The 25,235-nt window shown below is 70.4% G+C and carries 30 protein-coding genes and 1 pseudogene; 18 read left to right on the forward strand and 13 right to left on the reverse strand.

Annotated features, from left to right (window positions below; all coding sequences use genetic code 11):
* The first annotated feature begins 21 nt into the window (after positions 1-21).
* Positions 22-1,371, forward strand: coding sequence for a M1 family metallopeptidase (locus tag O7632_RS06475; protein WP_278119884.1), 1,350 nt, complete (start codon positions 22-24; stop codon positions 1,369-1,371).
* A gap of 34 nt (positions 1,372-1,405) precedes the next feature.
* Here the strand turns inward: O7632_RS06475 and O7632_RS06480 are convergent, their stop codons facing one another.
* From O7632_RS06480 to O7632_RS06500, 5 genes are all read right to left on the reverse strand, one after another.
* Positions 1,406-2,422 (reverse strand): DUF5954 family protein, encoded by a 1,017-nt coding sequence (locus tag O7632_RS06480; protein WP_278112228.1) that lies wholly within the window; start codon positions 2,420-2,422, stop codon positions 1,406-1,408.
* Positions 2,423-2,609: 187 nt separating this feature from the next.
* Positions 2,610-2,867, reverse strand: a complete 258-nt coding sequence (locus O7632_RS06485) for a hypothetical protein (protein WP_278112230.1) — start codon at positions 2,865-2,867, stop codon at positions 2,610-2,612.
* Positions 2,860-3,030: a hypothetical protein gene (locus tag O7632_RS06490; RefSeq protein ID WP_278112232.1), complete on the reverse strand. Its 171-nt coding sequence runs from the start codon at positions 3,028-3,030 to the stop codon at positions 2,860-2,862. Before O7632_RS06490 ends, O7632_RS06485 begins: the two co-directional genes overlap by 8 nt.
* 15 nt (positions 3,031-3,045) lie before the next feature.
* A complete protein-coding gene (locus O7632_RS06495) occupies positions 3,046-3,264 on the reverse strand; it encodes a hypothetical protein (protein ID WP_278112234.1) in 219 nt (72 codons plus the stop codon).
* Positions 3,261-3,662 carry a hypothetical protein gene (locus O7632_RS06500; protein ID WP_278112236.1) on the reverse strand — a complete coding sequence of 134 codons (402 nt, stop codon included), beginning with the start codon at positions 3,660-3,662 and terminating at the stop codon, positions 3,261-3,263. The genes O7632_RS06495 and O7632_RS06500 overlap by 4 nt, the downstream gene beginning before the upstream one ends.
* A gap of 295 nt (positions 3,663-3,957) precedes the next feature.
* Here O7632_RS06500 and O7632_RS06505 point away from each other — a divergent pair, with 295 nt between their 5' ends.
* The 3 genes from O7632_RS06505 to O7632_RS06515 are packed head-to-tail and all read left to right on the forward strand — an operon-like array spanning position 3,958 to position 5,269.
* Complete coding sequence (locus O7632_RS06505; protein ID WP_278112239.1) at positions 3,958-4,869, forward strand: helix-turn-helix transcriptional regulator; 912 nt, start codon at positions 3,958-3,960, stop codon at positions 4,867-4,869.
* Positions 4,826-5,035 carry a DUF397 domain-containing protein gene (locus tag O7632_RS06510; RefSeq protein ID WP_278112240.1) on the forward strand — a complete coding sequence of 70 codons (210 nt, stop codon included), beginning with the start codon at positions 4,826-4,828 and terminating at the stop codon, positions 5,033-5,035. The genes O7632_RS06505 and O7632_RS06510 overlap by 44 nt, the downstream gene beginning before the upstream one ends.
* A gap of 42 nt (positions 5,036-5,077) precedes the next feature.
* The gene (locus tag O7632_RS06515) at positions 5,078-5,269 is read left to right on the forward strand and encodes a DUF397 domain-containing protein (RefSeq protein ID WP_278112243.1); all 192 of its coding nucleotides are present in this window, start codon (positions 5,078-5,080) and stop codon (positions 5,267-5,269) included.
* Between the two features lie 92 nt (positions 5,270-5,361).
* On the opposite strand, the gene O7632_RS06520 is transcribed toward O7632_RS06515, so the two are convergent.
* Positions 5,362-8,142 (reverse strand): tetratricopeptide repeat protein, encoded by a 2,781-nt coding sequence (locus tag O7632_RS06520; RefSeq protein ID WP_278112244.1) that lies wholly within the window; start codon positions 8,140-8,142, stop codon positions 5,362-5,364.
* 460 nt (positions 8,143-8,602) lie between these two features.
* On the opposite strand from O7632_RS06520, the gene O7632_RS06525 reads away from it, so the two are divergent.
* The 5 genes from O7632_RS06525 (at position 8,603) to O7632_RS06545 (ending at position 10,781) form a co-directional block, all read left to right on the forward strand.
* Positions 8,603-8,869 (forward strand): type II toxin-antitoxin system Phd/YefM family antitoxin, encoded by a 267-nt coding sequence (locus O7632_RS06525; protein WP_278112246.1) that lies wholly within the window; start codon positions 8,603-8,605, stop codon positions 8,867-8,869.
* Positions 8,866-9,138, forward strand: coding sequence for a type II toxin-antitoxin system RelE/ParE family toxin (locus tag O7632_RS06530; protein WP_278112249.1), 273 nt, complete (start codon positions 8,866-8,868; stop codon positions 9,136-9,138). The genes O7632_RS06525 and O7632_RS06530 overlap by 4 nt, the downstream gene beginning before the upstream one ends.
* A 49-nt stretch (positions 9,139-9,187) precedes the next feature.
* Positions 9,188-9,787 carry a DUF4291 domain-containing protein gene (locus tag O7632_RS06535; protein ID WP_278112251.1) on the forward strand — a complete coding sequence of 200 codons (600 nt, stop codon included), beginning with the start codon at positions 9,188-9,190 and terminating at the stop codon, positions 9,785-9,787.
* Positions 9,788-9,930: 143 nt separating this feature from the next.
* Positions 9,931-10,374, forward strand: coding sequence for a hypothetical protein (locus O7632_RS06540; protein WP_278112253.1), 444 nt, complete (start codon positions 9,931-9,933; stop codon positions 10,372-10,374).
* Positions 10,375-10,430: 56 nt separating this feature from the next.
* Positions 10,431-10,781 carry a pantetheine-phosphate adenylyltransferase gene (locus O7632_RS06545; RefSeq protein WP_278112255.1) on the forward strand — a complete coding sequence of 117 codons (351 nt, stop codon included), beginning with the start codon at positions 10,431-10,433 and terminating at the stop codon, positions 10,779-10,781.
* Between the two features lie 112 nt (positions 10,782-10,893).
* Here O7632_RS06545 and O7632_RS06550 read toward each other — a convergent pair whose 3' ends face one another.
* A complete protein-coding gene (locus O7632_RS06550; RefSeq protein ID WP_278112257.1) occupies positions 10,894-11,421 on the reverse strand; it encodes a hypothetical protein in 528 nt (175 codons plus the stop codon).
* A gap of 85 nt (positions 11,422-11,506) precedes the next feature.
* Between O7632_RS06550 and O7632_RS06555 the strand changes: the two genes are divergently transcribed.
* Both O7632_RS06555 and O7632_RS06560 read left to right on the forward strand, forming a co-directional pair.
* The gene (locus tag O7632_RS06555) at positions 11,507-12,097 is read left to right on the forward strand and encodes a DinB family protein (RefSeq protein ID WP_278112259.1); all 591 of its coding nucleotides are present in this window, start codon (positions 11,507-11,509) and stop codon (positions 12,095-12,097) included.
* A gap of 56 nt (positions 12,098-12,153) precedes the next feature.
* Positions 12,154-12,540 carry a nuclear transport factor 2 family protein gene (locus tag O7632_RS06560; RefSeq protein ID WP_278112261.1) on the forward strand — a complete coding sequence of 129 codons (387 nt, stop codon included), beginning with the start codon at positions 12,154-12,156 and terminating at the stop codon, positions 12,538-12,540.
* Between the two features lie 46 nt (positions 12,541-12,586).
* Here O7632_RS06560 and O7632_RS06565 read toward each other — a convergent pair whose 3' ends face one another.
* Entirely contained in the window at positions 12,587-12,874 is a 288-nt protein-coding gene (locus O7632_RS06565; protein WP_278112263.1) for a DUF1905 domain-containing protein, read from the reverse strand.
* 42 nt (positions 12,875-12,916) lie between these two features.
* Positions 12,917-13,536: pseudogene (locus O7632_RS06570) on the reverse strand (YdeI/OmpD-associated family protein).
* A 54-nt stretch (positions 13,537-13,590) separates the two neighbouring features.
* On the opposite strand from O7632_RS06570, the gene O7632_RS06575 reads away from it, so the two are divergent.
* Both O7632_RS06575 and guaA read left to right on the forward strand, forming a co-directional pair.
* Positions 13,591-15,246 carry a GMC family oxidoreductase gene (locus O7632_RS06575; protein ID WP_347403559.1) on the forward strand — a complete coding sequence of 552 codons (1,656 nt, stop codon included), beginning with the start codon at positions 13,591-13,593 and terminating at the stop codon, positions 15,244-15,246.
* A 69-nt stretch (positions 15,247-15,315) separates the two neighbouring features.
* A complete protein-coding gene (guaA, locus tag O7632_RS06580; RefSeq protein ID WP_278112265.1) occupies positions 15,316-16,869 on the forward strand; it encodes a glutamine-hydrolyzing GMP synthase in 1,554 nt (517 codons plus the stop codon).
* 9 nt (positions 16,870-16,878) lie between these two features.
* Here guaA and O7632_RS06585 read toward each other — a convergent pair whose 3' ends face one another.
* The gene (locus O7632_RS06585) at positions 16,879-17,157 is read right to left on the reverse strand and encodes a PspC domain-containing protein (protein WP_278112267.1); all 279 of its coding nucleotides are present in this window, start codon (positions 17,155-17,157) and stop codon (positions 16,879-16,881) included.
* Between the two features lie 170 nt (positions 17,158-17,327).
* Between O7632_RS06585 and O7632_RS06590 the strand changes: the two genes are divergently transcribed.
* From O7632_RS06590 to O7632_RS06605, 4 genes are all read left to right on the forward strand, one after another.
* The gene (locus O7632_RS06590; protein WP_278112269.1) at positions 17,328-18,275 is read left to right on the forward strand and encodes an NUDIX hydrolase; all 948 of its coding nucleotides are present in this window, start codon (positions 17,328-17,330) and stop codon (positions 18,273-18,275) included.
* A gap of 46 nt (positions 18,276-18,321) precedes the next feature.
* Positions 18,322-18,717, forward strand: coding sequence for an NUDIX domain-containing protein (locus O7632_RS06595; protein WP_278112272.1), 396 nt, complete (start codon positions 18,322-18,324; stop codon positions 18,715-18,717).
* Entirely contained in the window at positions 18,714-18,860 is a 147-nt protein-coding gene (locus O7632_RS06600; RefSeq protein ID WP_278112274.1) for a hypothetical protein, read from the forward strand. The genes O7632_RS06595 and O7632_RS06600 overlap by 4 nt, the downstream gene beginning before the upstream one ends.
* A 255-nt stretch (positions 18,861-19,115) precedes the next feature.
* Entirely contained in the window at positions 19,116-20,075 is a 960-nt protein-coding gene (locus O7632_RS06605) for a phosphatidylcholine/phosphatidylserine synthase (protein WP_278119886.1), read from the forward strand.
* A gap of 97 nt (positions 20,076-20,172) precedes the next feature.
* Here O7632_RS06605 and O7632_RS06610 read toward each other — a convergent pair whose 3' ends face one another.
* The 3 genes from O7632_RS06610 to O7632_RS06620 form a co-directional block, all read right to left on the reverse strand.
* Positions 20,173-21,426, reverse strand: a complete 1,254-nt coding sequence (locus tag O7632_RS06610; RefSeq protein WP_278112276.1) for a phosphatidylserine decarboxylase — start codon at positions 21,424-21,426, stop codon at positions 20,173-20,175.
* Between the two features lie 74 nt (positions 21,427-21,500).
* On the reverse strand, positions 21,501-21,818 hold the full coding sequence (locus tag O7632_RS06615) for a hypothetical protein (RefSeq protein ID WP_278112277.1): 318 nt from the start codon (positions 21,816-21,818) through the stop codon (positions 21,501-21,503).
* On the reverse strand, positions 21,815-23,746 hold the full coding sequence (locus O7632_RS06620; RefSeq protein WP_278112279.1) for a PspC domain-containing protein: 1,932 nt from the start codon (positions 23,744-23,746) through the stop codon (positions 21,815-21,817). The genes O7632_RS06615 and O7632_RS06620 overlap by 4 nt, the downstream gene beginning before the upstream one ends.
* 178 nt (positions 23,747-23,924) lie before the next feature.
* Here O7632_RS06620 and O7632_RS06625 point away from each other — a divergent pair, with 178 nt between their 5' ends.
* Positions 23,925-25,220, forward strand: a complete 1,296-nt coding sequence (locus O7632_RS06625) for an ATP-binding protein (RefSeq protein ID WP_278119887.1) — start codon at positions 23,925-23,927, stop codon at positions 25,218-25,220.
* The last annotated feature ends 15 nt before the right edge of the window (positions 25,221-25,235 follow it).

Below are 25,235 nucleotides of genomic sequence, written 5' to 3' on the forward strand. Positions count from 1 at the left end.
GCCAGCGCCGGCTGTGGCGTACTGCCGGTGCTGCTCGACCGGGCGTCGCAGCCGGCGGGCGACTTCGAGCCCGGCGCGGTCGGGATCGGCGACCCCTACTTCCCGTCGTACGGCAACGGCGGCTACGACGTCGCCGGCTACGAGTTGGCGTTGCGCTACGACCCGGCGACCCGCCAGCTCGACGGCACCGCCACGATCACCGCGACCGCGACCATGGACCTGTCCCGGTTCAACCTGGACCTGGCCGGCCTGGACGTCGCGGACGTCGACGTCGACGGCCGGCCGGCGCAGCACCGCCGCGACGACGACGAACTGGTCGTCACCCCGGCCGCCGGGCTGCCCGACGGGTCGGCGTTCACCGTCGTCGTCGCGTACGGCGGCGAGCCGGAGCCGCTGATCAGCCGCGACTTCGGTGAGGGTGGTTTTCAGGTCACCGACGACGGGGCGATCGCGCTCGGCCAGCCCGAGTCGGCCAGCACCTGGTTCCCGGTCAACGATCACCCGGCGGACAAGGCGACCTTCGACCTGGAGATCACCGTGCCGGACGGGCTGGCGGCGGTCAGCGTCGGCGCGCCGGGGGAGACGACCAGCGCCGACGGCTGGACCACCTGGCGCTGGTCGGAGTCGACCCCGCTGGCCAGCTACCTGACCACCCTCGTGATCGGCGACTACCGGGTGGAGACCAGCACCCACGCCGGTCGGCCGATGGTGATCGCCGTCGACGCCGACCTGCCCGAGGGCGGCGCGGCCGAGCAGGCGATGGCCCGGACCGGGGAGATCGCCGACTACCTGGAGACGGTTTTCGGGCCGTACCCGGTGGACGCGTACGGCGGGATCGTGGTCCGTGACGACCGGATCCGCTACGCCCTGGAGACCCAGTCCCGGCCGGTGTACGGCGACGTGTTCTTCGACCGTGGCCCGGAGACGTGGGTGGTGGCGCACGAGTTGGGCCACCAGTGGTTCGGCAACAGTGTGTCGCTGCTGCAGTGGCGGGACATGTGGCTCAACGAGGGCTTCGCGACGTACGCCGAATGGTTGTGGTCGGAGCACGACGGCGCGGCCACCGCCGACGAGATGTTCGACCGGGAGTACGAGCGCACCGACTGGACGAACCCGGCGGGTGATCCCGGTCCGGCGGGGATCTTCAGCCAGGCGGTCTACAAGCGGGGCGGGATGACGGTGCACGCGCTGCGGCGCACGGTCGGCGACGACGCGTTCTTCCGGTTGCTGCGGACCTGGGCGGCGGAGTACCGGGGCGGCAACGCCACCACCGAGCAGTTCGTCACGGTCGCCGAGCGGGTCACCGGACAGCCACTGCGGGAGTTCTTCGACGAGTGGCTGTACGGCGACACCGCCCCGGCGAAACCCTGATCGTCTTCTTATCGCTGGGTCGGCTGGCCGGTGCTCAGTCCGGGTCCGAGGCCAGGTCGTCCTCCTCGTCGTGGTAGTCCTGCATCAGCCGGGCCGGCGGCAGGTGCGACTCCGGGTCCGACGGGCGCGGGCCTTCCGGGCCGTCGGGTCCGACCCGGACGAAGGTCTCGACCCGGGTCACCCGGCAGCGGACCCCTTCGACCTCGAAATCGTCGGTACGGGGCGGCCGGTGCTCCTCGCGGGCCCGCTGGTACGCGGCCCGGAACTCGTCCAGCGAGGTGTCCTCGTCCAGGCGGATGTCGGGCATCACGAACGATCCGGCGTCCCGGGCACCCTGCGGGGTGGCGTACGTGGTGGCCGACCTGGGCCGCCAACTGCCGTCGACCAGCTTGCCGACGGTGAAGCCGACGGGCAGCAGCACCACGTTCGGGTGGGTGTCCATCGCCCGGCGGGAGTCGGCGTGCACGTCGGCGGCGACGGTCGCCGGATGGTAGGCCGACGAGATCAGCTCCACCCGGAGCAGTCCGCCGGTGAGCCCGGTGCTGGCGGCCGGGTCGATCACGACGTCGTCCAGGTGGGAGAAGTACTGTTCCGCTTCACCCGGCGGGTACGGGTCGGGGTCGGTGGGCCGGGGCGGCTCCGGCCCGTCAGGTCCCATCCGGATGAACGTCTGGGCGCGGATGATCCGGTATCGGTAGCCGTCGACGGTGAGTTCGTCGAGGGCCTCCCAGTCGAGCAGTTCGTAGATTTTCTCGTATTCGGCGCGGCGGGCGGCGTTTTCGGGGGTCGACGGTGTTTCGCTGTGCAGCCGGCGGAAGTGCGAGGCGAGGCTGTCGCGAGCATCCTGTGGGCTGTCGCCGTTGAGCCGGATGATCCGCCATCGGCCGTCGATTTCCTGGGCGCAGCCGAACACCGGGGCACCCCACATGATGGTCGGATAGGCGGCGGCCCGCTGCCGGGCGTCGTCTTCGGAGACCAGCGATACGGGGTGGTCCGGCTGTTCGACCTTGATCAACAGGTGACTGGGCACCTTGCTAGCGTCAAAGGGCATGTGCGCATTGTGATCCCATGGTGGCTGAGATCGCAGCCCCGCCACGTCCACAGTCGCCCCACAGTTTCGCGGTGGCTCCCCAGTTCTCTCCAAATTTCCACCGGCCACCCCCACTGGAGCTCCGATCGCCATGATCATTCGACGGAAATTCGGACGACACGCCGTTGGCGTCCTAGTTGATCAATTGTCATGTCGACTGTCGTTTGGGCAGTCGGTAGAGTCCACGGCGCTGGACGAAGATCTCGCGCCGTTCGGCGGCAAATCCGCGTTCGTCGATGACGTAGCCGGTGAGCCAAACCCAACCGTGGTACGTCGGTTTCTGGTCGACAGAGATGACGCGGAACGTGAGCCGTCGGTCGCCGGCGAACTGGACGCTGGCGTGCGCGCCGATCAGCAGTACGTCACCGGGCTTCGGTTCGGGTGTGCGCAGGAGCTGGTTATTCACGGGGCGGTGCGTCGCGGCGTGGTCGTTCGACGCCGTCGGCTCCTCGTTCGGTCGGCCAGGTGGTGAGCCCGCACTGGGGGCACCACCTGGACTTCACCGGGAACGAGAACAGTCCGGCGCAGAAGCCGAGCAGGGCCACGCCGATGAGCGCTCCGATCTCCATCGTCGACACCATCTCTCACGTTCGGTTGGGTAGTGGGGCCGACCAGAGTCCGGACAGGTGCAGCACGGTACGCAGCCGTCGGGCCTTGGCCGGGTCGTGGCGGTCGAGGATCGTCAACGCCCGCAGGAACGGCCGGCATGGTGTGGCCCGGCCACACGTACGGCAGACGCGCAGCCGGGTCGGCAGGTGCGCCCGTACGTCTTCCCGGGCCACACGTGCCGCGTCGCCGGTCACGCCGGCACCTGGGCACGGAACTGTTGCGACTGCCAGTCACGCAGCGCCTGCTTGATCCGTACGTTCTCGTCTGAGGTGGCGGCCAGGTCGGCGCGCAGCGCGGCCAGCTCGTCGGCGACCAGGTACAGGTAGGCGCGAACCTCGCCGGGGTCGCAGCCGCGCCGGGCGCGGTCCGGGAAGTAGCGGTCGCGGACCTGGACCGGGCTGATCGACAGCCGTGCCGCCGAGCCGGTGTTGTAGTGGGCACCAGCGTTGGGGCTGCGCCACGTCGGCGGACGACGTGACCCGGCCGCCGCCGCTGCCGCGTTGTTGCGGCTGTGGTGGCCGATCTCGGCGAGTAGCCGCCGGTGCCGTCGGCTCCGCACAGGGGTACGGAAGACGTCGAGAAGTCTGCGCATGGGAGAGCCGCCCTTTCTGAGGTCACGGGTCGCGTTACATCGGCAAGGGGTGTGACGTGACCGGGCGGGCATTGCCGTGACCCACCCGGTCACCTGGGATTTCAGCGAAAGAAGCGAGAAACGATCACGTCACGCGCCGTTTCCTGCGATCGACAGCCAGCCGGTTGATCAACTGTCCACCATCGACCCGTTGCCTACGGTGGCATCAAAATGGTGATCTTGCAACTCCCGCTAGTTCAGATTTTCTCTGATCTGGGACTCGCCAATCGACGCAAGATGCTGCACACTGTCCCCTGTGGCAGGAATCCCAAGCGTTCAGCGCCGTCGACTCGCTTCGGAGCTTCGCGCACTTCGCGAATCCGCCGATCTGACGATCGACCAGGTGGCGCAGCAAGTGACGATCGGCAAGTCGACGCTGTCGCGCGTCGAGAACGCCCAGGTCTCAGTGACGCCGCGCAACGTCGCGAAGCTGCTGCGGCTTTACGGAGTAGCCGATGATGACGCCGCCGGGCTCATCCAGCTCGCCCACGACGCCCAGCAGTACAGCTGGTGGAACGACTACTCGAATGCCATGTCAGACGGGCTGGCCGGGTACGTTGCCTTCGAGGACGAGGCGACCCAGCTTCGCGCCTACGATGTCCAACTCGTCAACGGGCTGCTCCAGACCGCCGAGTACACCCGCGCACTCCTACAAGCTGAGTTCCCGGAAGGTCCACCAGAGAAGATCGAGGAGCGGGTCGAGATCCGCCTCGCCCGGCAAAGGATCCTGGATCGGTCGAAGCCACCCAGGCTGTGGTTCGTTCTGGACGAAGCGGTACTGCATCGGCCGGTGGGCGGCCCGCAGGTAATGGCGGCGCAACTCGGGCACTTGATCACCACGGCTCAGCGGCCGTCGGTGACCGTTCAGGTGTTGCCGTTCCGGCAGGGTGCGCACATGGGCATGGGCGTGTCCTTCGCGCTGCTCGACTTCGGCGACCATCCGACGGTGGTCTACCAAGAAAATCTGAGTGGCGCTCTCTACCTGGACAAGGACTACCATGTAGACACGCACGGGCTGGCGTTTGACCACCTCCGTGCGACCGCCCTCTCGCCCGCTGACACGCTGGCCTTCCTGCGAATGAGGGCGGAGGTGATGCTGGCGCAGGGAGCAAGGGAGAGCCCGAATGACGACCACCCCTCGTGGCCTGGACCAGGCGACCTGGCGTAAAAGCACTCGTAGCAACGCGCAGGGCATGTGTGTCGAGGTCGCCACCAACGTCCCCGCGACAGTGCTTGTTCGCGACAGCAAGGACCCGGCGGGTCCGGCCCTCAGCTTCGCCCCCCACGGCTGGGCCGCCTTCGTCACCACTCTCAAGACCCACAGCCACCCCTGACCATCGGCGGTCGTCATGACCGCCTCCAGTGAAGGATGCGCGATGAGTAGTGAGCAGACGCTGCAGTGGCGTAAGTCCAGCCGGAGCAGCAACGGTGGAGACACCTGCGTCGAGGTGGCCGACAACATCCCCGGCCGGGTGTACGTCCGGGACACCAAGGACCGCGACGGCGGGACCCTGACCTTCGAGCCAACCGCGTGGTCAGCGTTCGTCGAACTGGCCAAGTCTCGCTAAGCCAATCATCAGCGCCAGCGACCCCACGCCGAGCGTGGCGCGGGGTCGCTGGGGCAGTGCGGCTGCCGGCAGCAGAGCCTGCCGGTCTCCAGTCAGACGGCGTCGGGGGCTGCCTCGTCTGCCTGGGGTGACCTGGGCGACGGCGGTTTCGGGCGCTGACTGGCGGCAATTTCCTTCAGCTCAGCCAAGGTGGCTGCTGCTGCATCGCGATCTGTGGTGAACGCCTGCGGCTCAGCGGCTACGAGTTCGTCGAAGTAGCGCACACCTTCAGCGACAGCATCAAAGATCTGCTCCTGCGCCTCTCCAAGGAGATGCGCTATATACCCGATGCTCCACAGGGACCTGGCGAGGTCGGGTAGGTAGGCGTCGCGGTTAGTGGTGGCGAGTTCCCGGTAAAGGGTGAGGGCTTCTTGGCTGGTGGTGAGCGCTTCGGTGCGTTGTCCGGCTTCGGCCAGCCGGAGGGCGTGGTTGTTGAGTGACACGGCGAGGCCCGGTAGGTGGGTGTCGCGGTTGGTGGTGGCGAGTTCCCGGTCGAGGGTGAGGGCTTCTTGGCTGGTGGTGAGTGCTTCGGTGCGTTGTCCGGCTTCGGCCAGCCGGAGGGCGTGGTTGTTGAGTGACATGGCGAGGTGGGGTAGGTGGGCGTCGCGGTTGGTGGCGGTGAGTTCCCGGTAGAGGTTGACGGCTTCTTGGCTGGTGGTGAGTGCTTCGGTGCGTTGTCCGGCTTCGGCCAGCCGGAGGGCGTGGTTGTTGAGTGACATGGCGAGGTGGGGTAGGTGGGCGTCGCGGTTGGTGGCGGTGAGTTCCCGGCGCAGGTTGACGGCTTCTTGGCTGGCGGTGAGTGCTTCGGTGCGTTGTCCGGCTTCGGCCAGCCGGATGGCGTGGTTGTTGAGTGACATGGCGAGGTGGGGTAGGTGGGCGTCGCGGTTGGTGGCGGTGAGTTCCCGGTAGAGGTTGACGGCTTCTTGGCTGGTGGTGAGTGCTTCGGCCCGTCGTCCGACCTCGGCCAACAGGTCGGCGTGGTTGTTGAGTGACATGGCGAGGTGGGGTAGGTGGGCGTCGCGGTTGGTGGCGGTGAGTTCCCGGCGCAGGTTGACGGCTTCTTCGCTGGTGGTGAGTGCTTCGGTGCGTCGTCCGGCTTCGGCCAGCCAGAGGGCGTGGTTGTTGACCGACCCGGCGAGGTCGGGTAGGTGGGTGTCGCGGTCGGTGGCGGCGAGTTCCCGGTAGAGGTTGACGGCTTCTTCGCCGGCGGTGAGGGCTTCGGCCCGTCGTCCGACCTCGGCCAGCCGAACACTGTGTACGGTCAGTAGCGATGCCCGATCGCTGGACTCGATCGTTGCCGCTGCGCCACGCAGGGCTTGAGTGGTCAACGCCAGCGCGACCCGGCCGAACTCGATCGACGGGTACGGCACCCGAAGCTCTATCCGCCTGATCCAGTCAGCGTCGAGCTCAGCCGTTCCGAGCAGAATCGCCAGGCGGGGGGCGAGCACACCGGGGAACTGGAGGCCGACCTGGAGCACCGCCTCGGTCATCACCGGCACGTCAGCGGCCAGCGCCACGTCGATCATCTGCGCGGCATCGGACTGGTGGGCATGGGCGCGACTCAGGACCGTCAGTGCCCGTACCGCCTGATTGACAGCCAGACCGCGCACGATCGCGGCGCGTTCGGACGGGGAGCTTTCGCGGAGCACCGCGACCGCGAGGTCCTCCGCGAGCAGATCCGGCTGCAACGTCCCCAACCCACCACCCGTCGCCGCCGACGGGTACAGCGCGAACAACCAGCTCACATAGCTGTCCACCAGCTCCGGTGGCGCCTCACCTAGCCCCGGCACCCGGCGGACCAGATCCACCGCCTGCGCACGGTCGTCCGCGCCCAGCAGCGCCGCCACGGCGACCAGCCGCCGCAACACCGCGTCGGTAGCCGGTTCACCCACCCCCGGCAGCCCGTCGCGGCGAGCCCGGTGCCGCCAATACCGGGCCTCATGGCCCAGCACCTCGCCCAGCACGTCGTACCGGTCGTCACCACGCGGCCCGCCCAACACCGCCAGCAGCGCCTGCGCGTGCAACCGCAACACCGGAACATCCGGACCCGCCTCCGCCACCGCGACCTCACCCGGATGGTGGCGACCCAGCCGACCAGCGAACGCCGTCACCGCGTCCGTCACCATCTGCTGCGGACTGTGGCCCTCGATCTCGGCCGGGACCTCCAGCACGTTCGCCGACACCGTCAGCGCGTCCACCAGATGTGCCTGCGGCGGGTACGCCGCCGACAACGACGACCACCACAACCCGACCGACCGGGCCAGCAACAACACTCGTACGCCACCAGCCCGTTGTGCGGCGCACATCAGGTGCGCCAACTTCGCCGGATCGCGGGTCTCGGCATAGTCGACTGTCAACAGCACCCTGCCCGGTCGGTCGCCCGCCTCAAGCCGCTCGGCGACCGTCTCCTCTCGGTCAGGGGCCACCGGCCACCACTGCCAACCCGTCGACCGGCGGGCGAAGTGCTGCGCCAACCGGGTCTTGCCCACCCCACCCGCACCCACGAGCAGCCGGACCGCGCTCGCACCCGGATCCGCGCACCACCTGTCCAGCGCCGTCAGCAGCCACCCACGACCGACGAACCCGACCACCGCTGCCTGCGGATGCAGCAGCCACGCCACCGACTCCGGCAACTCCGCCACCAGCGCCCCGCCGACTACCCGATTCCGCTGTTCCCGCCGCTCCCGCCCCTGCCGAACCCGGTCCAGCACCGACGGCGCGAACGCGCCTGCGACGGCCGCCGCTACGCCAGCGACCACCGTCCAGGCTGGCTTGTCATCCGCGACCAGCGCCCACACGGCTGCCGTCGCGACCACTGCGGGAACCAGCACCACCCACCAGTACCTCTGGACCCATCGCCAGCACGCTCGGAGCACTCCCGCACAATACTGAAAGTGATCAAACCGCCACATGGCCGATCATCCCAAGGTGGCAGCCATACGTTCAGCTGGCCGATGAGCGCGAAAGTCGGTCTCCCGAGTCACTGCACGCTGTCGAGTTGAGGGCTGGCGTACGTAATTTTCGCGGATAACGTACGTGAGCCCTCAACTCGACGCGGCCCGCCATCTCGGGAAGGGCTCGACGCGGTGGAGTGGTGGCGTTCCGGCCTCTCCCGATCTGCTGCGAGTAGCGCGAGATCGGATGATTGACCTTGGCGGTTCCGCGACCGACCGCGACGAGGATCGGCGATATGTCACTTTATGTCGGTTTGGGTGTGCCGGGTGCGCACGCCTTTCGGGCCGCAACGCCAGCCGAGGTGGACAGCGCCTCGGTGCGTGCGCCACAATTGTGGCCATGACTACCGAACCGCTGCGCGGCGTCCGTGACCACCTCTCAGAGTACGTCGACCGGGTCGAACGTGAGCATGAGCGGATCGTGCTTACCCGCAACGGCCGCGCCGCAGCAGTATTGATCAGCCCGGAGGACCTGGCCCAACTGGAGGAGACCATCGACGTGCTGCGGGATCCGCAGGCCCTGGCTGACATCCGCGAGGCCGACGCCGCGTACGCCCGCGGTGACGTAGTCCGGGGTGCCGAGGCGGTGCGTGAGCTGCGCAGGTGAACGAGTATGAACTGGTCGTAACCCCACCCGCGCGACGCGCGCTCGCGAAGACCCTGCCCGAGTCGGTCGCGGCCGCAGCAATCGAATTCCTGACCAACACCTTGGTGCACAACCCGCATCGAGTGGGGAAACCGCTGCAGTTCGAATTAGCGGGCGTTTGGGCTGCACGTCGCGGGACCTACCGCGTGCTCTACCGAATCAACGAGAACGCACGCGAGGTCGTCGTGCTGCGCATAGAACACCGGCGGGACGCCTACCGCCCTATGTAAGGTGAAAATCACCCTGGAGCTTGCCGGGCACGTCCGGCACGATCGGTGCGTGAGTGTTCCGTACCGCCAGATCCGGGCCGCGTTCGACGAGCAGACCGTCACCGTCTACCAGGCGTACGCGCCGGAGATCGCCGCCCCGGCGGTGGCCGCCGGTCGGTTCGTGCCACCGTTCAAGCGCGAGCGGATGACCTGGATCAAGCCGTCGTTCCTCTGGATGATGTACCGCAGCGGCTGGGCGTCCAAGCCCGGCCAGGAGCGGGTGCTGGCGGTCAGGATCCTCCGCAGTGGATTCGAGGCGGCGCTCGCTCAGGCGTGCCTCAGCCACTACGACCGCGACCTGTATCCGGACCAGGCCGCCTGGGCGCGGCTCGTGCAGACCAGCCAGGTCAGGGTCCAGTGGGACCCGGAGCGGTCACCGTCGCTCGGCCCGCTGCCGTACCGGTCGCTGCAGGTCGGCCTGTCCGGCCAGGTCGTCGACCGGTACGTCGACGAATGGATCGTCGGCATCAGCGACGTGACCGACCAGGCGCATGCGATCCGGGACCAGCTCGCCGCCGCCGACGGGCCCGTCCCACCCGGCCTGTCGCCCGTTGAGCGGCCGTACCCGCTGCCCGCCGCGATCGGGGCGACCATCGGCGTCACCTCGTGATGTCGCGTGGTCACCGATTCAGTGCATCGGTGGCCATCACGCCCACCCGGCGGGGTCAGGCCGCCCCGTACCACCGTCGCCACGTCGGCCCCGGCCAGACAGGGCTGTCGGTCAACCGAGGGCTGACAGGCTAGTTTGCTGGGATGAGTCTCCTCGATGAGGTCGCGGTCCGGGACGGTTGGCGATGCTGGGTGTGCGATGAGCCGGTCGACGCCGACAAGCCGGTGAACGATCCGCGTGGTCTCAGCATCGACAGCCGTACCGCCGACAAGAAGGCCAAGGTCGTCGAGCGACTCGCGCATCGGGCCTGCAATACCCGCAAGGGCGCGGTCAAGGTGGTCATCGCCTGGCCGGACCGGCTGCGGGTGGTGGAGCCCGCGCCGCTGATCGCCGTCGCCGAGCGGCTCGAACGCAAAGGTGGCCGGGAACTGGTTGCCCGCTGCCCGAGCAGGAAGGATGCCCAAGAGGCGGCGGACTGGCTGGTCGACCGGTTCTCCCGGCTGGTGCCTGGCCTGCCGGTGACCGCGAGCGTCGACGCGGGCGGTGGACAGTACCTCGTCGCTCTCGCCACCGGCCGCCGCCGCTGACGGCGGCCCCGATCGTGGCCATGTGGTGGGAGTCGCGGTGACGGCTACATCTGGCGGTGAACGCCGAAAAGCAGCCAACAGCCGAGGCCACGGACAGGGCCCTACGGGTGCGCGACGTCATGCCGGCAGCCTGGGACAACGTCGAGGTGGACACCTGGACCGGCCTGACCACCGCCTACTGCCTGAGCCGCGGTGCCTCGGTCATCGTTCGTGGTCTGCGTACGGCCGCCGACCTCGGCTACGAGTACCAACTCGCTTCGATGAACGAGCGACTCGGCGTCCAGACCGTCTGGTTACCGTCCCGTCCGCAGCTGGCCGCCACATCGTCCACGGTCACCCGCGCATACCGCTCGGCACAGTCGGCCCGTTCCCGGACACCGCAGCTTCCGCCCGAGCAGCCAGGTTGATCCCATGAGGGGATCACAATCCCCTCGCGGGATCAGACAACACGAGGCTATGGCCTGCTGACGCGCGTGTCCCGAGAGCCAGCTGCCGAGCTCGGGATCCGGTGGCTGGCTCCTACGGGAGGAGGTCGAGTGCCCACAGCACCCCGAAACCGATCCCGGCGAAGGCGCCGGTCACGGCGACCAGAGCGAACGGGCCGACGATGTCGCGGATCAGGTTGCCCACCGGTGCGGGCCTCGGCAGCAGCTCGGTCTGGCCGCTCGGGACGTGTCGGCGGACGAGGACGGACTCGCTCACCCGGCCCGGGTCCCAGGCCCCGGTGTGGATGGTGCAGGTGAAGTCCGGGCCCTTCAGATGCGCGGTGAAGACGGTGTCGGAATCGGCGTTGTAGCGGCGCTCCTTGTCGGTCAGTACCGCCCGCACATCCTCCCCGAACAGCCTGAGCTGCCAGGACCGCCAAAGCATGAGTACGCCCTGCGCGGTCTGCCGGACGCCGATGAGGAAGATGAGGCTGCCGCCGACACCGATCAGCCACCGGTCGGTGCCGCCGTCTCGCGAAACCAGACGGGCCACGACGCCGGCGAGCACGACCGCAGCCAGTGCGTAGCCGACCATCCGAGGCAGGCTTCGACGCTTTCCCACGCGCCCAGCATCTCCGACAGCGTCAACCGGGTCGCCTGTGCTGGCACACCGACATCGAGGCGTCGGATGGGGAAGACTGGCGGGCATGGCTGACCCGGGCGATGCGAAAACCGCGCTGCTTCTCTACCTTCGGGGCACTCGCGAGGACCTGATCTGGAAGCTCGACGGGCTGAGCGAACGCGAAGCCAGGCTGCCCCGTACCGCGACCGGCACCAACCTGCTGGGGATCCTCAAACACTGTCTCAATGTCGAAGCCGGCTACTTCGGGCCGACCTTCGGCCGCGAGTTCCCGACGCCTGGAGAACTGGTTCCCATGGCGGCGTTCGAGGCGGACCCGCAAGCAGACTGGTACGCGCGGGAGGACGAGACGAAGGACGGGCTGATCGACCTCTATCACCGGGTCGGGACGTTCGCGGATCAGACGATCGAACAGCTACCGCTCGACGCGCCGGGCCGGGTGGCGTGGTGGCGGCCCGATGCCCAGGCCGTGACGCTGCAACGGATCATCATCCATGTGACCTGCGACCTGGCCCGCCACGCCGGTCACGCGGACATCCTGCGTGAGCAGCACGACAGCGCGATCGGCCTGCGTCGGGACAACACCAACATCCCCGACGACCACGACTGGCCGGCGTACGTCGCCAAGCTGACCACGCTGGCCGACCGTTTTGGATAGCCCGCTGGCTGACACCGCGCCGTCGATGTCGCTGGCCTGGGGCTACGGTCTGCGCCATGGACGACAACGTGGTGGCAGCGCGACGTGCCGCCAACGCCTACGTGGATCGCCTGGAGCGCCGTGACTGGCCGGGGTTGGCGGCCCTGCTCGCCGACGACGTGGTCTACGAACTGCCGCAGACCCGGGAGCGCGTTCGCGGCAAAGATGCATTTTTGCGATTCAACGTCGAATATCCCGGTGACTGGCATCTGCGGGCACGACGAGTGATCGCCGAGGGTCGGTTCGCCGCGCTGTGGCTCGACGTACGGGTCGGCCCCGACCAGCAGGACGCCTGCGTCTGGCTGGAGACCTCCGAGCACGGGCTGATCACCAAGATCATCGACTACTGGCCCGAGCCGTACGATCCGCCGCAGGGCCGGGAACACCTTGTCGAGCGGTGGTGACCAGGGGTCGGTTGGCCCAGGACGATTCAGCGGCCGTCAACGGTCGTCAACCAGCACGAACGGTCAGTTGGACGCGGACGATGTCGTCGAGGTCGATGTTCTCCTTCTTGCGTACCGAGTCCCGCAGCGGGAGGACGTAGCCACCGTCCTTGGGGAACAACGAGGTCCGCCATCGGCTCCGCCCGAGCCGTACCTCGACAGGCACCATTCCCCAGCCGTACGTGACCGCCGATGCCCACTCGCGTACCACCTCGGTGGACTCGTCCGGAATCGACACGAAGTGGTACGGCGACGGCCCACGCCACTCCCACACCACGCCCTCGAACTCCAGCACGTCACCAGGCTACGGAACTCGGCGTCCTCCTGCCGTACGTGATCATGACGTGGCCGATCGCGGCGGCTCCGGCGGCGTGGCCTTCTGCGGGTAGATCGTTTCGTGCCGGGCCAGCATGGCGACGACCTCGCGGATCTTCCGTTCGCGGGTTTCCGCCCGCTTGACGCTGTTCACCCGGTGGATGATGGCGAAGCGATTGGTGCTGGTCAGGACGTCGAACATGGCCTGGGCGTCGGGGTCGGCGGCGATCGCGGCGAGCAGATCGGCCGGCACCTGGGCTTCCGAGGGCGGCGCGTAGGCGGCCGCCCACCGTCCGTCCGCCTTGGCCGCCGCCACGACGGCGCGGCCGGCCGGCGTCATCAACCCTTGCGCCTCCAACCGGGCCACGTGGGCGACATTGCGCTGTGACCAGGAACTGCGGGGCCGGCGTGGGGTGTACCGGATCCAGGAGGTCTGCTCGTCCCGTTTGCGGGCCTGCCCGTCGATCCAGCCGAAGCACAGCGCCTCGTCGACCGCCTGCTGCCAGGTCAACGTGGTGACGGTACCGCCCTTTTGGTCAGGGCGAGCCAGACTCCGGGCGACGTGGCGTGGTTGACCGACAACCAGGCGCGCAACGCATCGGCGTCCGCGACGATCAACTCGTCCAGTTCGGCGCTTCCCATGGCCGCAGGCTAGCCGGTGTGCCACGGCTGGTGCCGGGCGGTGATGATGGCGGGATGCGGTACGACGTGGTCGTGATCGGGTCCGGGTTCGGGGGCAGTGTCGCCGCGCTGCGGCTCGCCGAGAAGGGCTACTCGGTGCTGGTGTTGGAGGCCGGCCGCCGCTTCGCCGACCACGAGCTGCCGCGTACCTCCTGGCGGGTCCGCCGGTTCCTGTGGGCACCGGCACTCGGCTGCTACGGCATCCAGCGGATCACCCTGCTGCGCCCCGCCGGCCGTCGCGTAAGCAAGAACGCAGGACAGAGCGCGGGGGAGGGCCGCAACCAGGCCGGGGTGCTGGTGCTGTCCGGGGCCGGCGTCGGCGGCGGATCGCTGGTCTACGCCAACACGATGTACGAGCCACCGGACGACTTTTACACCGACCCGCAGTGGTCCGCCATCACCGACTGGCGAGCCGAACTCGCCCCGCACTACGCCCGCGCCAAGCAGATGCTCGGCGTCGTCGACTATCCCCGTACCACCGTCGCCGACGAGGCGATGCGGGCGGTCGCCGACCGGATGGGTGTCGGCGACACGTTCCGGTCCACCCCGGTCGCCGTCCACCTCGGCCGCCCCGGTGAGCGGGTCGCCGACCCGTACTTCGGCGGGGCCGGACCGGACCGGGTCGGCTGCACGCACTGCGGGTCCTGCATGACCGGCTGCCGGGTCGGCGCCAAGAACTCCCTGCCCAAGAACTACCTGTGGTTCGCCGAACGGGCCGGAGCGCGGGTCCGCCCGCTGACCACGGTCGTCGGGCTGCGGCCGGGTCCGGGCGGTGCCGGCTATCTGATCGAGGTACGCCGTACCGGTGCCTGGGTCGGCGGCCGGGAGACGATCGCCGCCGACCAGGTGGTGCTCGCCGCCGGGGCGCTCGGCACCCAACGGCTGCTGCACGCCGCCCGCGCCACCGGCGCGCTACCCCGGATCTCCGGCCGGATCGGGGCGCTGACCCGGACCAACTCGGAGGCGATCCTCGGCGCGTCGGTGCCCCGCCGGGCCGCCCGCCGCCGGCGGCTCGACGTCACCGACGGGGTGGCGATCACCAGTTCGTTCCACCCGGAGCCGGGCACCCACGTCGAGCCGGTGCGGTACGGCCACGGCTCGAACCTGATGGGTCTGCTGCAGACGGCGCTGGTGGCCGGCGGGCCACGCCGGGTCCGCCGCTGGCTGGCCGTGTTGGTCGGCCGGCCCCGCGAGACGGTCCGGCTGCTGTCGGTACGGGACTGGTCGCGGCGCACCATCGTGGCGCTGGTGATGCAGTCGGTCGACAACTCGCTGACCACGTACCACCGGCGCGGGCGGCTGGTCGCCGGCCACGGGCACGGCGAGCCGAACCCGAGCTGGATCCCGGCCGGTCACCGGGCGGTACGGCTGCTCGCCGACGAGATCGGCGGCATTGCGGGCGGCGCGGTCACCGAGCCGTTCGACGTGCCGATGACCGCGCACATCCTGGGCGGGGCGGTGATCGGGGCGACCGCTGCGGAGGGCGTCGTCGACCCGTACCACCGGGTCTTTGGTTGTCCGGGCCTGCACGTGGTCGACGGTGCTGCGGTGCCGGCGAACCTGGGGGTGAACCCGTCGCTGACCATCGTCGCGCTCGCCGAGCGGGCGATGGCCCACTGGCCGGCCAAGGGCGAGCCGGACCGCCGCCCGCCGGCGGGGCCGGTCAGCTGACCATCGACCGAACGTCGCCACCTGAACCATCGTCAGGACGGTCGGACGACGGTCGGTAGGCTCCGGGGCATGAGCACGCCGCGCCCGGTCCTGGTGGTGGACTTCGGAGCCCAGTACGCCCAGCTGATCGCCCGCCGGGTACGCGAGGCCAAGGTCTATTCGGAGATCGTCCCGCACGACATGCCGGTGGCCGAGATGCTGGCCATGCAACCGGCCGCGATCATCCTGTCCGGCGGCCCGGCCTCCGTGTACGCCGACGGTGCCCCGCAGATCGACCCGAAGCTGTTCGACGGTGGGGTGCCGGTTTTCGGCATCTGCTACGGCTTCCAGGCGATGGCGCTGGCGCTCGGCGGCACGGTCGCGCACACCGGCAGCCGGGAGTACGGCGGCACGCCGCTGGCCGCCCGCCCCGACGCCGGGGTGCTGCTGCGGGAGCTGCCGACCGAGCTCCCGGTGTGGATGAGTCACGGTGACTGCGTGACCGCCGCGCCGGCGGGTTTCGTGGTGACCGCCGGGTCGGCCGGGGCGCCGGTCGCCGCGTTCGAGGACGTCGCCGGCCGGCGGGCCGGGGTGCAGTTCCATCCGGAGGTGGCGCACACCGCGCACGGGCAGCTGATGCTGACCCGGTTCCTGTACGACATCGCCGGCATCGAGCCGATCTGGACGCCGCAGAACATCATCGACGAGCAGGTGGCCCGGATCCGCGAGCAGGTCGGTGACAAGGAGGTCATCTGCGGGCTGTCCGGCGGGGTCGACTCGGCGGTGGCCGCCGCGCTGGTGCACCGGGCCGTCGGCGACCAGCTGACCTGCGTCTTCGTCGATCACGGGCTGCTGCGGGCCGGTGAGGCCGAGCAGGTCGAGTCGGACTACGTGGCCGCCACCGGGATCAAGCTGAAGGTGGTCGACGCCGCCGACCGGTTCCTCGGCGCGCTGGCCGGCGTCACCGACCCCGAGCAGAAGCGCAAGATCATCGGCCGGGAGTTCATCCGGGTCTTTGAGGCGGCGGCCCGCGAGGTGGCCGCCGCCGGCGACGTCGAGTTCCTGGTGCAGGGCACCCTCTACCCGGACGTGGTGGAGTCCGGTGGCGGCACCGGCACCGCCAACATCAAGTCGCACCACAACGTCGGCGGGCTGCCCGAGGACCTGCAGTTCGCCCTGGTCGAGCCGCTGCGCACGCTGTTCAAGGACGAGGTACGGGCGCTCGGCCTGCAACTCGGCCTGCCGGAGGCGATGGTCTGGCGGCACCCGTTCCCCGGCCCCGGCCTGGCGATCCGGATCATCGGCGCGGTCGACCGGCAGCGCCTCGACCTGCTGCGCGCCGCCGATCTGATCGCCCGTGAGGAGCTGACCGCAGCTGGGCTGGACCGCGACGTCTGGCAGTTTCCGGTGGTCCTGCTCGCCGACGTGCGCAGCGTCGGGGTGCAGGGCGACGGCCGCACGTACGGCCACCCGGTGGTGCTGCGCCCGGTGTCCAGTGAGGACGCGATGACCGCCGACTGGTCGCGGCTGCCGTACGAGGTGATCGGCCGGATCTCCACCCGGATCACCAACGAGGTGCCCGAGGTGAACCGGGTGGTGCTGGACGTGACCAGCAAGCCACCGGGCACCATCGAGTGGGAGTGACCTGTCCGGTCAGTCGGTGGTGGGATGGGTGGTCGACGGCGTGGTGCCGGGCCAGGCGGGGGCGGTCGGTGGCTCCTCCGGCATCAGGAACCAGATCACCGGGTAGGTGAGCGCGGCCAGACCGCCGGTCAGCACGGTCACCACCGCGAAGATCACCCGTACCAGGGTGGGGTCGGTGTCGAAGTAGCGGCCGAGACCGCTGGCGACTCCGGCGATCATGCGGTCCGTGGTGGGTCGCCGGAGCTGCTTGTACGGGGTGTGAGCTGCGGAGCCAGAGTGTGTCGTCATGTCTCCAACGGTCCGCGCCCCAGCGGTCGGCGACCTCGGTGACCGCCCGGATCAATACCCTGATCCGTCCCGGATTGCGGCTCTAGGTAGTCAGGTGGTTACCTAGAATACTGTCGCCAATCTGACACTTTTCCGCGACGATCGTCCGTAGGGGGGCAGAATTCGGACTCGTGACCCCCGCCCTGGAGCCGCTGCGCAGGATCGCGGCATACGCTGTCTGTGTCGACTCGGAGGACCGGTTTCTCCTGGTCCGAGCCTCTCCGCGCTCCGGTACGCCCGGGGTGTGGTCGCTGCCCGGTGGGGCCGTGGACCACGGGGAGGACCCCCATCACACCGTCGTCCGCGAGACCGCCGCCGAAACCGGCATTTCGGTTTCGGTCACCGGGCTGCGTGACGTTCTCGCCGACATGCGCTCGCTGCCCCGGCGCGGCATCACGCTACACACCGACCGACTGATCTACGAAGCCGCCATCCGTGGCGGCCAGATCTGCCACCGGATCAACCAACCCACCGACCTGGCCCGCTGGTGCAGCCTGGACGACGCCAAGCAGTTGCCGCTGCGCCCGTTCACCGCCAGCGCCCTCGGCCTGCCGCCGGAAAGCATCGACCTGCGGCCGGACACCGCCCCCGACTTCCCGTCGTTCCACGCCGTACCCGGGCCGGACGGGCTGCACCGGGCGCAACGGTTCGCCGCCTACGCGGTCGCCACCGACCCGGCCCGGCGGGTGCTGCTCACCCGGATCGCCCCCGGCTACCCCGGTGCCGGCCGCTGGCACCTGCCCGGCGGCGGCACCGACTACGGCGAGCAGCCCGGCACCGCGCTCATCCGGGAACTCGTCGAGGAGACCGGCCAACGAGGCCGGCTGATCCGGCTGCTCGGGGTGGCCAGCCATCGCGACGCCGCCTCGCTCGGCCCGGAGGGCTACCCGATCGACTGGCACGGCGTACGCGCGTTCTACGAGGTCGCGGTCGACCGGCCCACCCTGCCGATCGTCTCCGACATCGGCGGGTCGACGTCGGAAGCCCGCTGGTTCGCCCCCGCCGACCTGGCCGCCACGCCGTCAGCGGAGCTCACCGAGGTCACCGCCGAGGCGGTCGGCGCCGCTCAGCTTGTCTGACCCGGCGACCGGCCGCGCAGTCAGGGCTGGCCCCGGCCTTGACGCAGTGGCTGGCCGTGACGTCCCCGGCCGGGAACGGCGGATCGGGGCGTACGGCGTGTGCCGCGATGCCGCCGGCCGGCTGCTGATGGTCCGCGCCTCGGCGCGGACCGGGGTGCCGGGCTGGTGGCAGATTCCCGGCGGCGGCGTACCCGCCGGACGGATCCTGCTGACCCGGATCGCCCCCGGCTATCCGGGAGCCGGGCGGTGGCACCTGCCCGGCGGCGGCACCGACTACGGCGAGCAGCCCGCCGTCGGACTGCTGCGGGAAATCGTCGAGAGACCGGTCAGACCGGTCAGGTCGGTGACCTGCTCGACGTACGGCACCGGCACGACCCGGCGGCCCTCGGGCCGGAAGGTCACCCCGTCGACTGGCACGTGGTCCAGGTGCTCTACCGGGTGACGGTCGACCGGCCGGTGCCGTTGCGGATAACCGAGGAAGTCGGCGGGTCGACGGCGGCTGTCGCCTGGTTCTCACCCGACCAGATCCGAGCTCTGCCGCTGACCGACGTCGCTGCGGAGACCCTGCGGGACACCAGCGGGTGATCGGTCCGGTGCTTGCGTCAGCTAGCGGTGACAGCGGGACACCCTGTACCTTTCGTCCCGGCGAAAAAGGCATGATCCGGACCGATCTCTCGCCAACCTGCCTGAGCTGTGCAATGGTGTAGGCCGCATAATCGGGCGGCTGTCCGTTGGTGATGGTGCCCGACCGATGATGGAGGATCCGTGGCGAGAGCCCCGTGGCGGCGGCGGCGTACGACCGACAGCCCTCGACCGGCAGGTCGCCGGTGGGCTGGCCCTCTGCGGCGGAGCGGCACGTTCGCCCGGCAGGTCCTGCTTGTCCGGGTCGGTAGGCGGACCCGCGACGTTCACCCGCGCGGCCGCGACGGCCACCTGATCGATCCGCGCGGCCGCGACGGCCACCTCGTCGACCCGACGGCGCGATACCGGCTGGACCCGGTGACGGCGGCGGAGATCGCCGCGATCGCGCCCGTCAGCCCGGCGATCGGCCCGCCGCGACCGGCCCCGACCGCCGACGACGGCCTGACCCAGATCCGCCCGGCCACCACCGTGCCGCTGCTGCCCGGCGCCCAGACGACGGCGCGTCGGCTCCGGTTCGCGCTGGTCAACGCGACCACCCTGGCAAGCCTGACGCTCGGGCTGGCGGCGGTCTTCCTGGCCATGCAGGGCGACGTGCGCGGCGCGGCAGGCTGTCTGATCGCTTGTGTCGTCTTCGACGGACTCGACGGCGCGCTCGCCCGCCGGCTCGGCGTGGCGAGTCCGTTCGGCGCGCAAATGGACTCACTGGCCGACATGTGCTCCTTCGGCCTGGCTGCCCCGGTCGTGGTCTACGCCTCGCTGGCCGGCACCGTTTCCACACCTGCCGCAGCGGTGGCCTGCGCGTTGGTCGCCGCGTGCGCCGCGATCCGGCTCGCCCGGTTCAACGTGTCGCCGAAGGACGGCGGCTTCTTCACCGGAGTGCCGACCACCCTCGCGGCGGCGGTCCTCGCGCTCGGCGTACTCATCGGTGTACCGGTGCCCGGTGGCGTCCAGGTCGCCGGCGTCGCTCTGCTCGCCTTCGCGATGGTGTCCAGTTTTCCCTACGTCAAGCTGGCCCGACTGTTCCGGCTCCCGCCGTGGGTGTGGGTGCTGCCGGTCGTGGGCGCGTTGATCGACGTCCGGTTGACGTTCGGTGTGATCGTCCTGGCGTACCTGGCCAGCGGGCCGTTGCTGTGGCTGCACCAACGCCGGCCGGTCTGACCGCCGCCCCACCGGAGACAGACCCTTCCGATCGCCCGCGCGCGGTGACTGCCGCGCGCGGTGACTGCCGCGCGCGGCGCGATCCGACGTGTGGGCGTCAGCGCCAGCGGGCGATCACCGACGCGCCGCCGAGGACCCGGTCGCCCGACCCGACCAGTGGTTCCGCCCGGTCCGCCGGCAGGTACACGTCGGTGCGGGAACCGAATCGGATCAGACCGAACCGCTCCCCCCGGGCGAGCAGGGAGCCCACCGGGGCGCGGTGCACGATCCGGCGGGCGACCATGCCGGTACGCTGAGCGACCACGACCCGGCCGTGTGTGGTGTCGAGAACCGTGTACGCCGCGACGTTGTGCTCGGCGGCCGGCTTCATCGCGGCGGCGAAACCGCCGTCGGTGACGAAGTGGTCGACCACCCGACCAGCCACCGGGGACCGGTTGACGTGCACGTCGAGCACGGACAGGAAGACCGCGATCCGGAGGAACTCCGTCGCGCCGAGCCGTTCGTCGCGCAGCCGTTCGACCGAGAGCACCCGGCCGTCGCTGGCCGCGACCACGGCGCTGGGGTCGTCCGGGACATCGCGCTGCGGGTCGCGGAAGAACGCCGCCACCGGCACGGCGGCCAGCGCCGGCACCAGCCAGAGCTTGCTCCCGCGCCGGGTGGCCCGGGCGGCAGCGGCGAGACCGAGGGCGATCGCCGCCGCCGCGACCCCGTTGGAGTCGATGTGCATTCCCCGGGTGACCGGCATACTGGACGTCCGCATGGCCGGTCCGAGCCGGTCGGCCCGGCCGACGTGCGCCGGAGTGAACCGTAGGCGGTGGACCCGTACCGGTGGGGTGTTGCGCAGCACAAGGTCGCCGCCGACGCCGAAGAGCGCCGCCTGCCGGTCCAGCTCGGCGGCGGCACCGGCGGTGCCGCCCGGCACCGCCGGGACGGCGACCGCGAGTACGCCGCCGTCGGTGAGGTACTTGCCCAGGCCGTCCAGCAGGGTGCGGGCGTCGTCAGCGGATCCGGTCACCGGGCTGCCGATGATCACGGTGTCGGCCGGGTCGGCCGCCGGCAGCGAGTCGATCACCCGGACCCGTTCGCTGACCCAGGGTCCGTGCGCGGTGATCTCGGCCCGCAGCGCGGCGACCTGGTCGACGTCGTTGGGTACGAGGGTCAGCGTGTCGCCGGGGAGCAACGCGTCGATCGCTGCCGTGACGACTGTTGATCCGATCGTGGCGTCGACGACGAGGGCGTGTTTCTCGGCGTTGTCGCGGGCCAGTTCCGCGGTCAGCGTACGGGCGGCGCGGTCACCGAGGCGGACCGGACCGCGTGAACCGGCGGTACCCCCGGTGGGGAAGTAGGACATGTCGGGTGGGCTCCTTGCGGCGATGGCGGGACGCGAAACCAGCATAGGTGCCCCGATTGAGCGGTGCAGCGCCGTCAGTCACGGGTCTGGGCCGGCAGCGGGTCGTCGACATCCGGGCCCGTCGACCCGGACGCCGGCTCCGGGACCGCCGCCGGTGCCGGGTCGGCCGCCGCCGGTGCCGGCTCGGCAGCCGCCGCCGGTGCCGCCGACCGCCCGGAACGGAGCGCGCCGAACAAGCCGAAGGCGCCGAGCAGGATCAGGCCGGCGGCGACCACCCAGCCGACCTCGGGTAGTGCCAAATCGATGATCTGGGCCACCAGCCACCATCCGGCGGCCGCCAGGAAGAGGATTGCGACGGTCAGGGAGACGCCGTCGGTACGGTGCCGTTTCATCGAGTTACCTCCAGTTCACCGGCTTGCACGACGATCCGCAGGACCAGGTCGCCGCCCCCGGCGCCGTCCTGGCCGAGGTCCGACACCGTCCGGGCCGGTTGTTCGAATCCGTCCCACCGTTCGCCGAGCACCTCCGCCGAACCGGCCTTGATTTCGGCCTCCACCCGTACGTCGACGTCCGGCGGGAGCTGGACCCACAGCTTGCCGAACGACATGCTCGCCGTGACGTCGGCTCGTTCGCCGGTGAAGTCGACGTTGCGCAGATCCAGGAACGCGTCGCCGAACGACGACTCGTACCGGGGCGCGATCAGCTCGTAGCTGGCTGGCCGCCAGGTCACCGGGTCGTTCGCGCGGTGGTTGACCGACTCGGCGATGCTGGAGACCCCCAGCGCCGCAGCGGCCACCAGACCGAGCGCGATCAGCCAACGGGCCCGGCCGAACCATGCGCCGACCAGCAACCCGAGCGCGATGGTGGCGAGCACGGCCGCGAAGTACGCCGACGGTGGGGTCGGTGTGGCGTCGGTCAGATCGAGTACGGTGACCAGCCCCAACGCCACGAAGATCATCGAGAAGGTGGCCGCGCCCAGCCGGGACCTCTCCTTGGGCGGCCGAGGTGGCGGTGGCGTCGCCGGTAGCACCGGGGGCACCATCGGTGGCGTGGCGTACGCGGGCTGCGTCGTGCGGCCGGCGTACGGGCCGTACGGGGCGAACGGCGCCCGATAGCCAGGCTGGCCGCCAGCCGGCGGAGCCGAGGTCATCGGGGGCGTCGCCCCGGGCATCGCCGCGCCCACCGGTGCCGGCCCGGGCCAGCGCGGCGGTACGCCGGTCGACGGCGGCTGGGGGAGTCCGCCAGGTGGGAAACCACTCGGCGTCGGAGGCGTCGGCGCGGGCTGCCCCGCCGCGCCCGGTGGCGGGTAGGTACCCGGCGCGGGCCACTGACCAGGCGGGTAGCCAGGTGGCGCGGCGGTCGCGGCCGGTGCCGAGGCGTACCCCGGTCGCCAGGTCGGATAGCTAGGCCCGGCCGGACCGGACGGGACGTACTGGCCGGTGGGGTTGGTGGGGCTCGCGGGATCAGCCTGCCCGGACGGGCCGAAGGCGCCAGCGGTGCCGAACGGCGGCGAGGCGCTGTCCTGGGTGTTGTTGCTGTTGCGGTTGAGCAACAGTACGCCACCGATCAGGACCGCCGATCCGAGCAGGACCGCCCGGAATCCGTCGGTGACGATGAAGGCGAACATGACGGCGACGAGGATTCCCAGGACCAGCACGGTGACCGGGGACATGCTGGACCGGCCACGGCCGAGCATGCTCTCCACCGGGGAGGCGGTGTCGCCCTCGCTCGGGGTGGCCAGCCAGACGGCCAGGTAGACCAGAATTCCGATGCCGCCGAAGAAGCCCAGTACGGCGAGGAGGACCCGCCACAGGATCGGATCGGTGTTCGTGGCCCGGCCGATCGCCGCGCACACGCCCGCCAGGTACCGCCCGTGGCGTGGCCGGACCAGCCCGTACCGGGAGGTGAAGCCGCCTGGTGGTGGCGGTGGCGGTGGCGGATATCCCCAGCCGGCCCCCGACGGCCCCGGACCGGTGTCGGAAGCACCCGGTGCCGGCCCGTCGTCCGGTGCCGGCCCGTCGTCCGGTGCCGGCCCGTCGTCCGGTGCTGGCCCGTCGTCCGGTGCTGGCCCGTCGTCCGGTGCTGGCCCGTCGTCCGGTGCGGATGCGTCCTGTGGTGCTGGTGCGTCTTGCGGTGCTGGTGTCTCCTGCGGTGCCGGTGTCTCCTGCGGCGCGGGTCGATCGTCGTCGGGTGCCGGCCCCTCGTCCGGCGCGGATCGTCCGGTGTCGGTGGGCCGCGGATCGCCGCTGCCGGGCGAGGGCGCACCGTCGTTGTCGGTCGGCTTCGCCGGACCCCGGGGTTCGGCCGCGTCATCGGTCATACCGTGATGGTGCTCGCCGAGCGGCCCGACCGGCGTCGGGAATCGACCCTGAACCCACCCTGAGAAACCCGGCGGCAATGTCGGGGACGTCCCCGTGGTCACCGCCTCCCACCACGTGTGACGATCGGAGCCGCTGGTGACCACACCAGGCGAGGGGGCGGTACGGAGGGAGACGGCGATCACCACCGTCATCGAGCAACCACGGCTGTACCGCAGCCGGGAGCAGCGGGTGGTGGCCGGAGTGGCCGCCGGGATCGCCCGTCACCTGCGGCTTCCGGTCGTCGGCGTCCGGGTGGCCTTCGTGGTCCTGCTCGGGTTCAGCGGCCTCGGTGTGCTGCTCTACGCCGCCTTCTGGGCGGTCGTTCCGCCGGCCACCGCCGGCCCGCCGAAACGGCGGAACCTGGCCGAGTTGCTGCCGTTCGTGGCGATCGGCCTCGGCGTACTGCTGCTGCAGGTGATGGTCTTCGGTTCCACCGGGGTGAGTGCGACCGCTGGTTGGCTGGTCGCGATCATCGCGGTCGGCGCGGGCATCATCTGGCACCAGTCGGCCCCGGAGCGGCGACGGATGTGGAGTCAGACACTGCCGCAGGTGCCCTGGCTCGGCGCGGTCGTCGAGGAGAGCGACCGCCGCGCGTTCCTGCTGCGGTTCATCGGCGGCGGGTTGCTGGTGGCGGTCGGTGTGATCGGGGTGGCGGCGGTCTACTCGCCGCGGGGCAACTTCGCGGCGGTCGTCAACGGGGTGATCTTCGCCCTGGTCGGGCTGGCCGGGGTCGGTGTGGTCACCGCCCCGGTGCTGTGGCGGACCTTCAACCAGTTGCGCGCCGAGCGGGAGGCCCGGGTCCGGGAACAGGAACGGGCCGAGCTCGCCGCGATGATCCACGACCAGGTCCTGCACACCCTCGCGCTGATCCAGCGCAACGCCGCCGACCCCAAGACGGTCCAGCGGCTGGCCCGAGGGCAGGAGCGTACCTTGCGGAACTGGCTGTACAAGCCGACGGCTTCGCCGACCGAACGGTTCGCCGCGGCGTTGGAACAGGTGGCGGCCGAGGTGGAGGACACGTTCGGGCTCAGCGTCGAGGCGGTCGTGGTCGGCGATCACGCCACCGACGAACGGGTCGGGGCGCTGGTGGCCGCGACCAGGGAGGCGTTGGTCAACGCGGCCCGGCACGCCGGAGTCGGCACCGTGTCGCTGTACGCCGAGGCCGAGCCGGAACAGTTGAGTGTCTTCGTCCGGGACCGGGGGGCGGGGTTCGACCTGAATCAAATCGAGGAGCATCGACACGGGGTGCGTGGCTCGATCATCGGCCGGATGCGCCGGCACGGCGGGCGAGCGGAGATCATCAGCGCGGTCGGCGAAGGCACCGAGGTCCGCCTCACCATGCCGCTCGACCGGCGGGCCAGGCGGGAAGCCGACAATGGTCCGGCCACAGCCGGACAGTCCGCGCGGGACAGCGGACCAGCCAGCGGTCCGTGACCAGGCGTACGGGAG

The organism is Solwaraspora sp. WMMD406, assembly GCF_029626025.1.
GTDB lineage: Bacteria > Actinomycetota > Actinomycetes > Mycobacteriales > Micromonosporaceae > Micromonospora_E.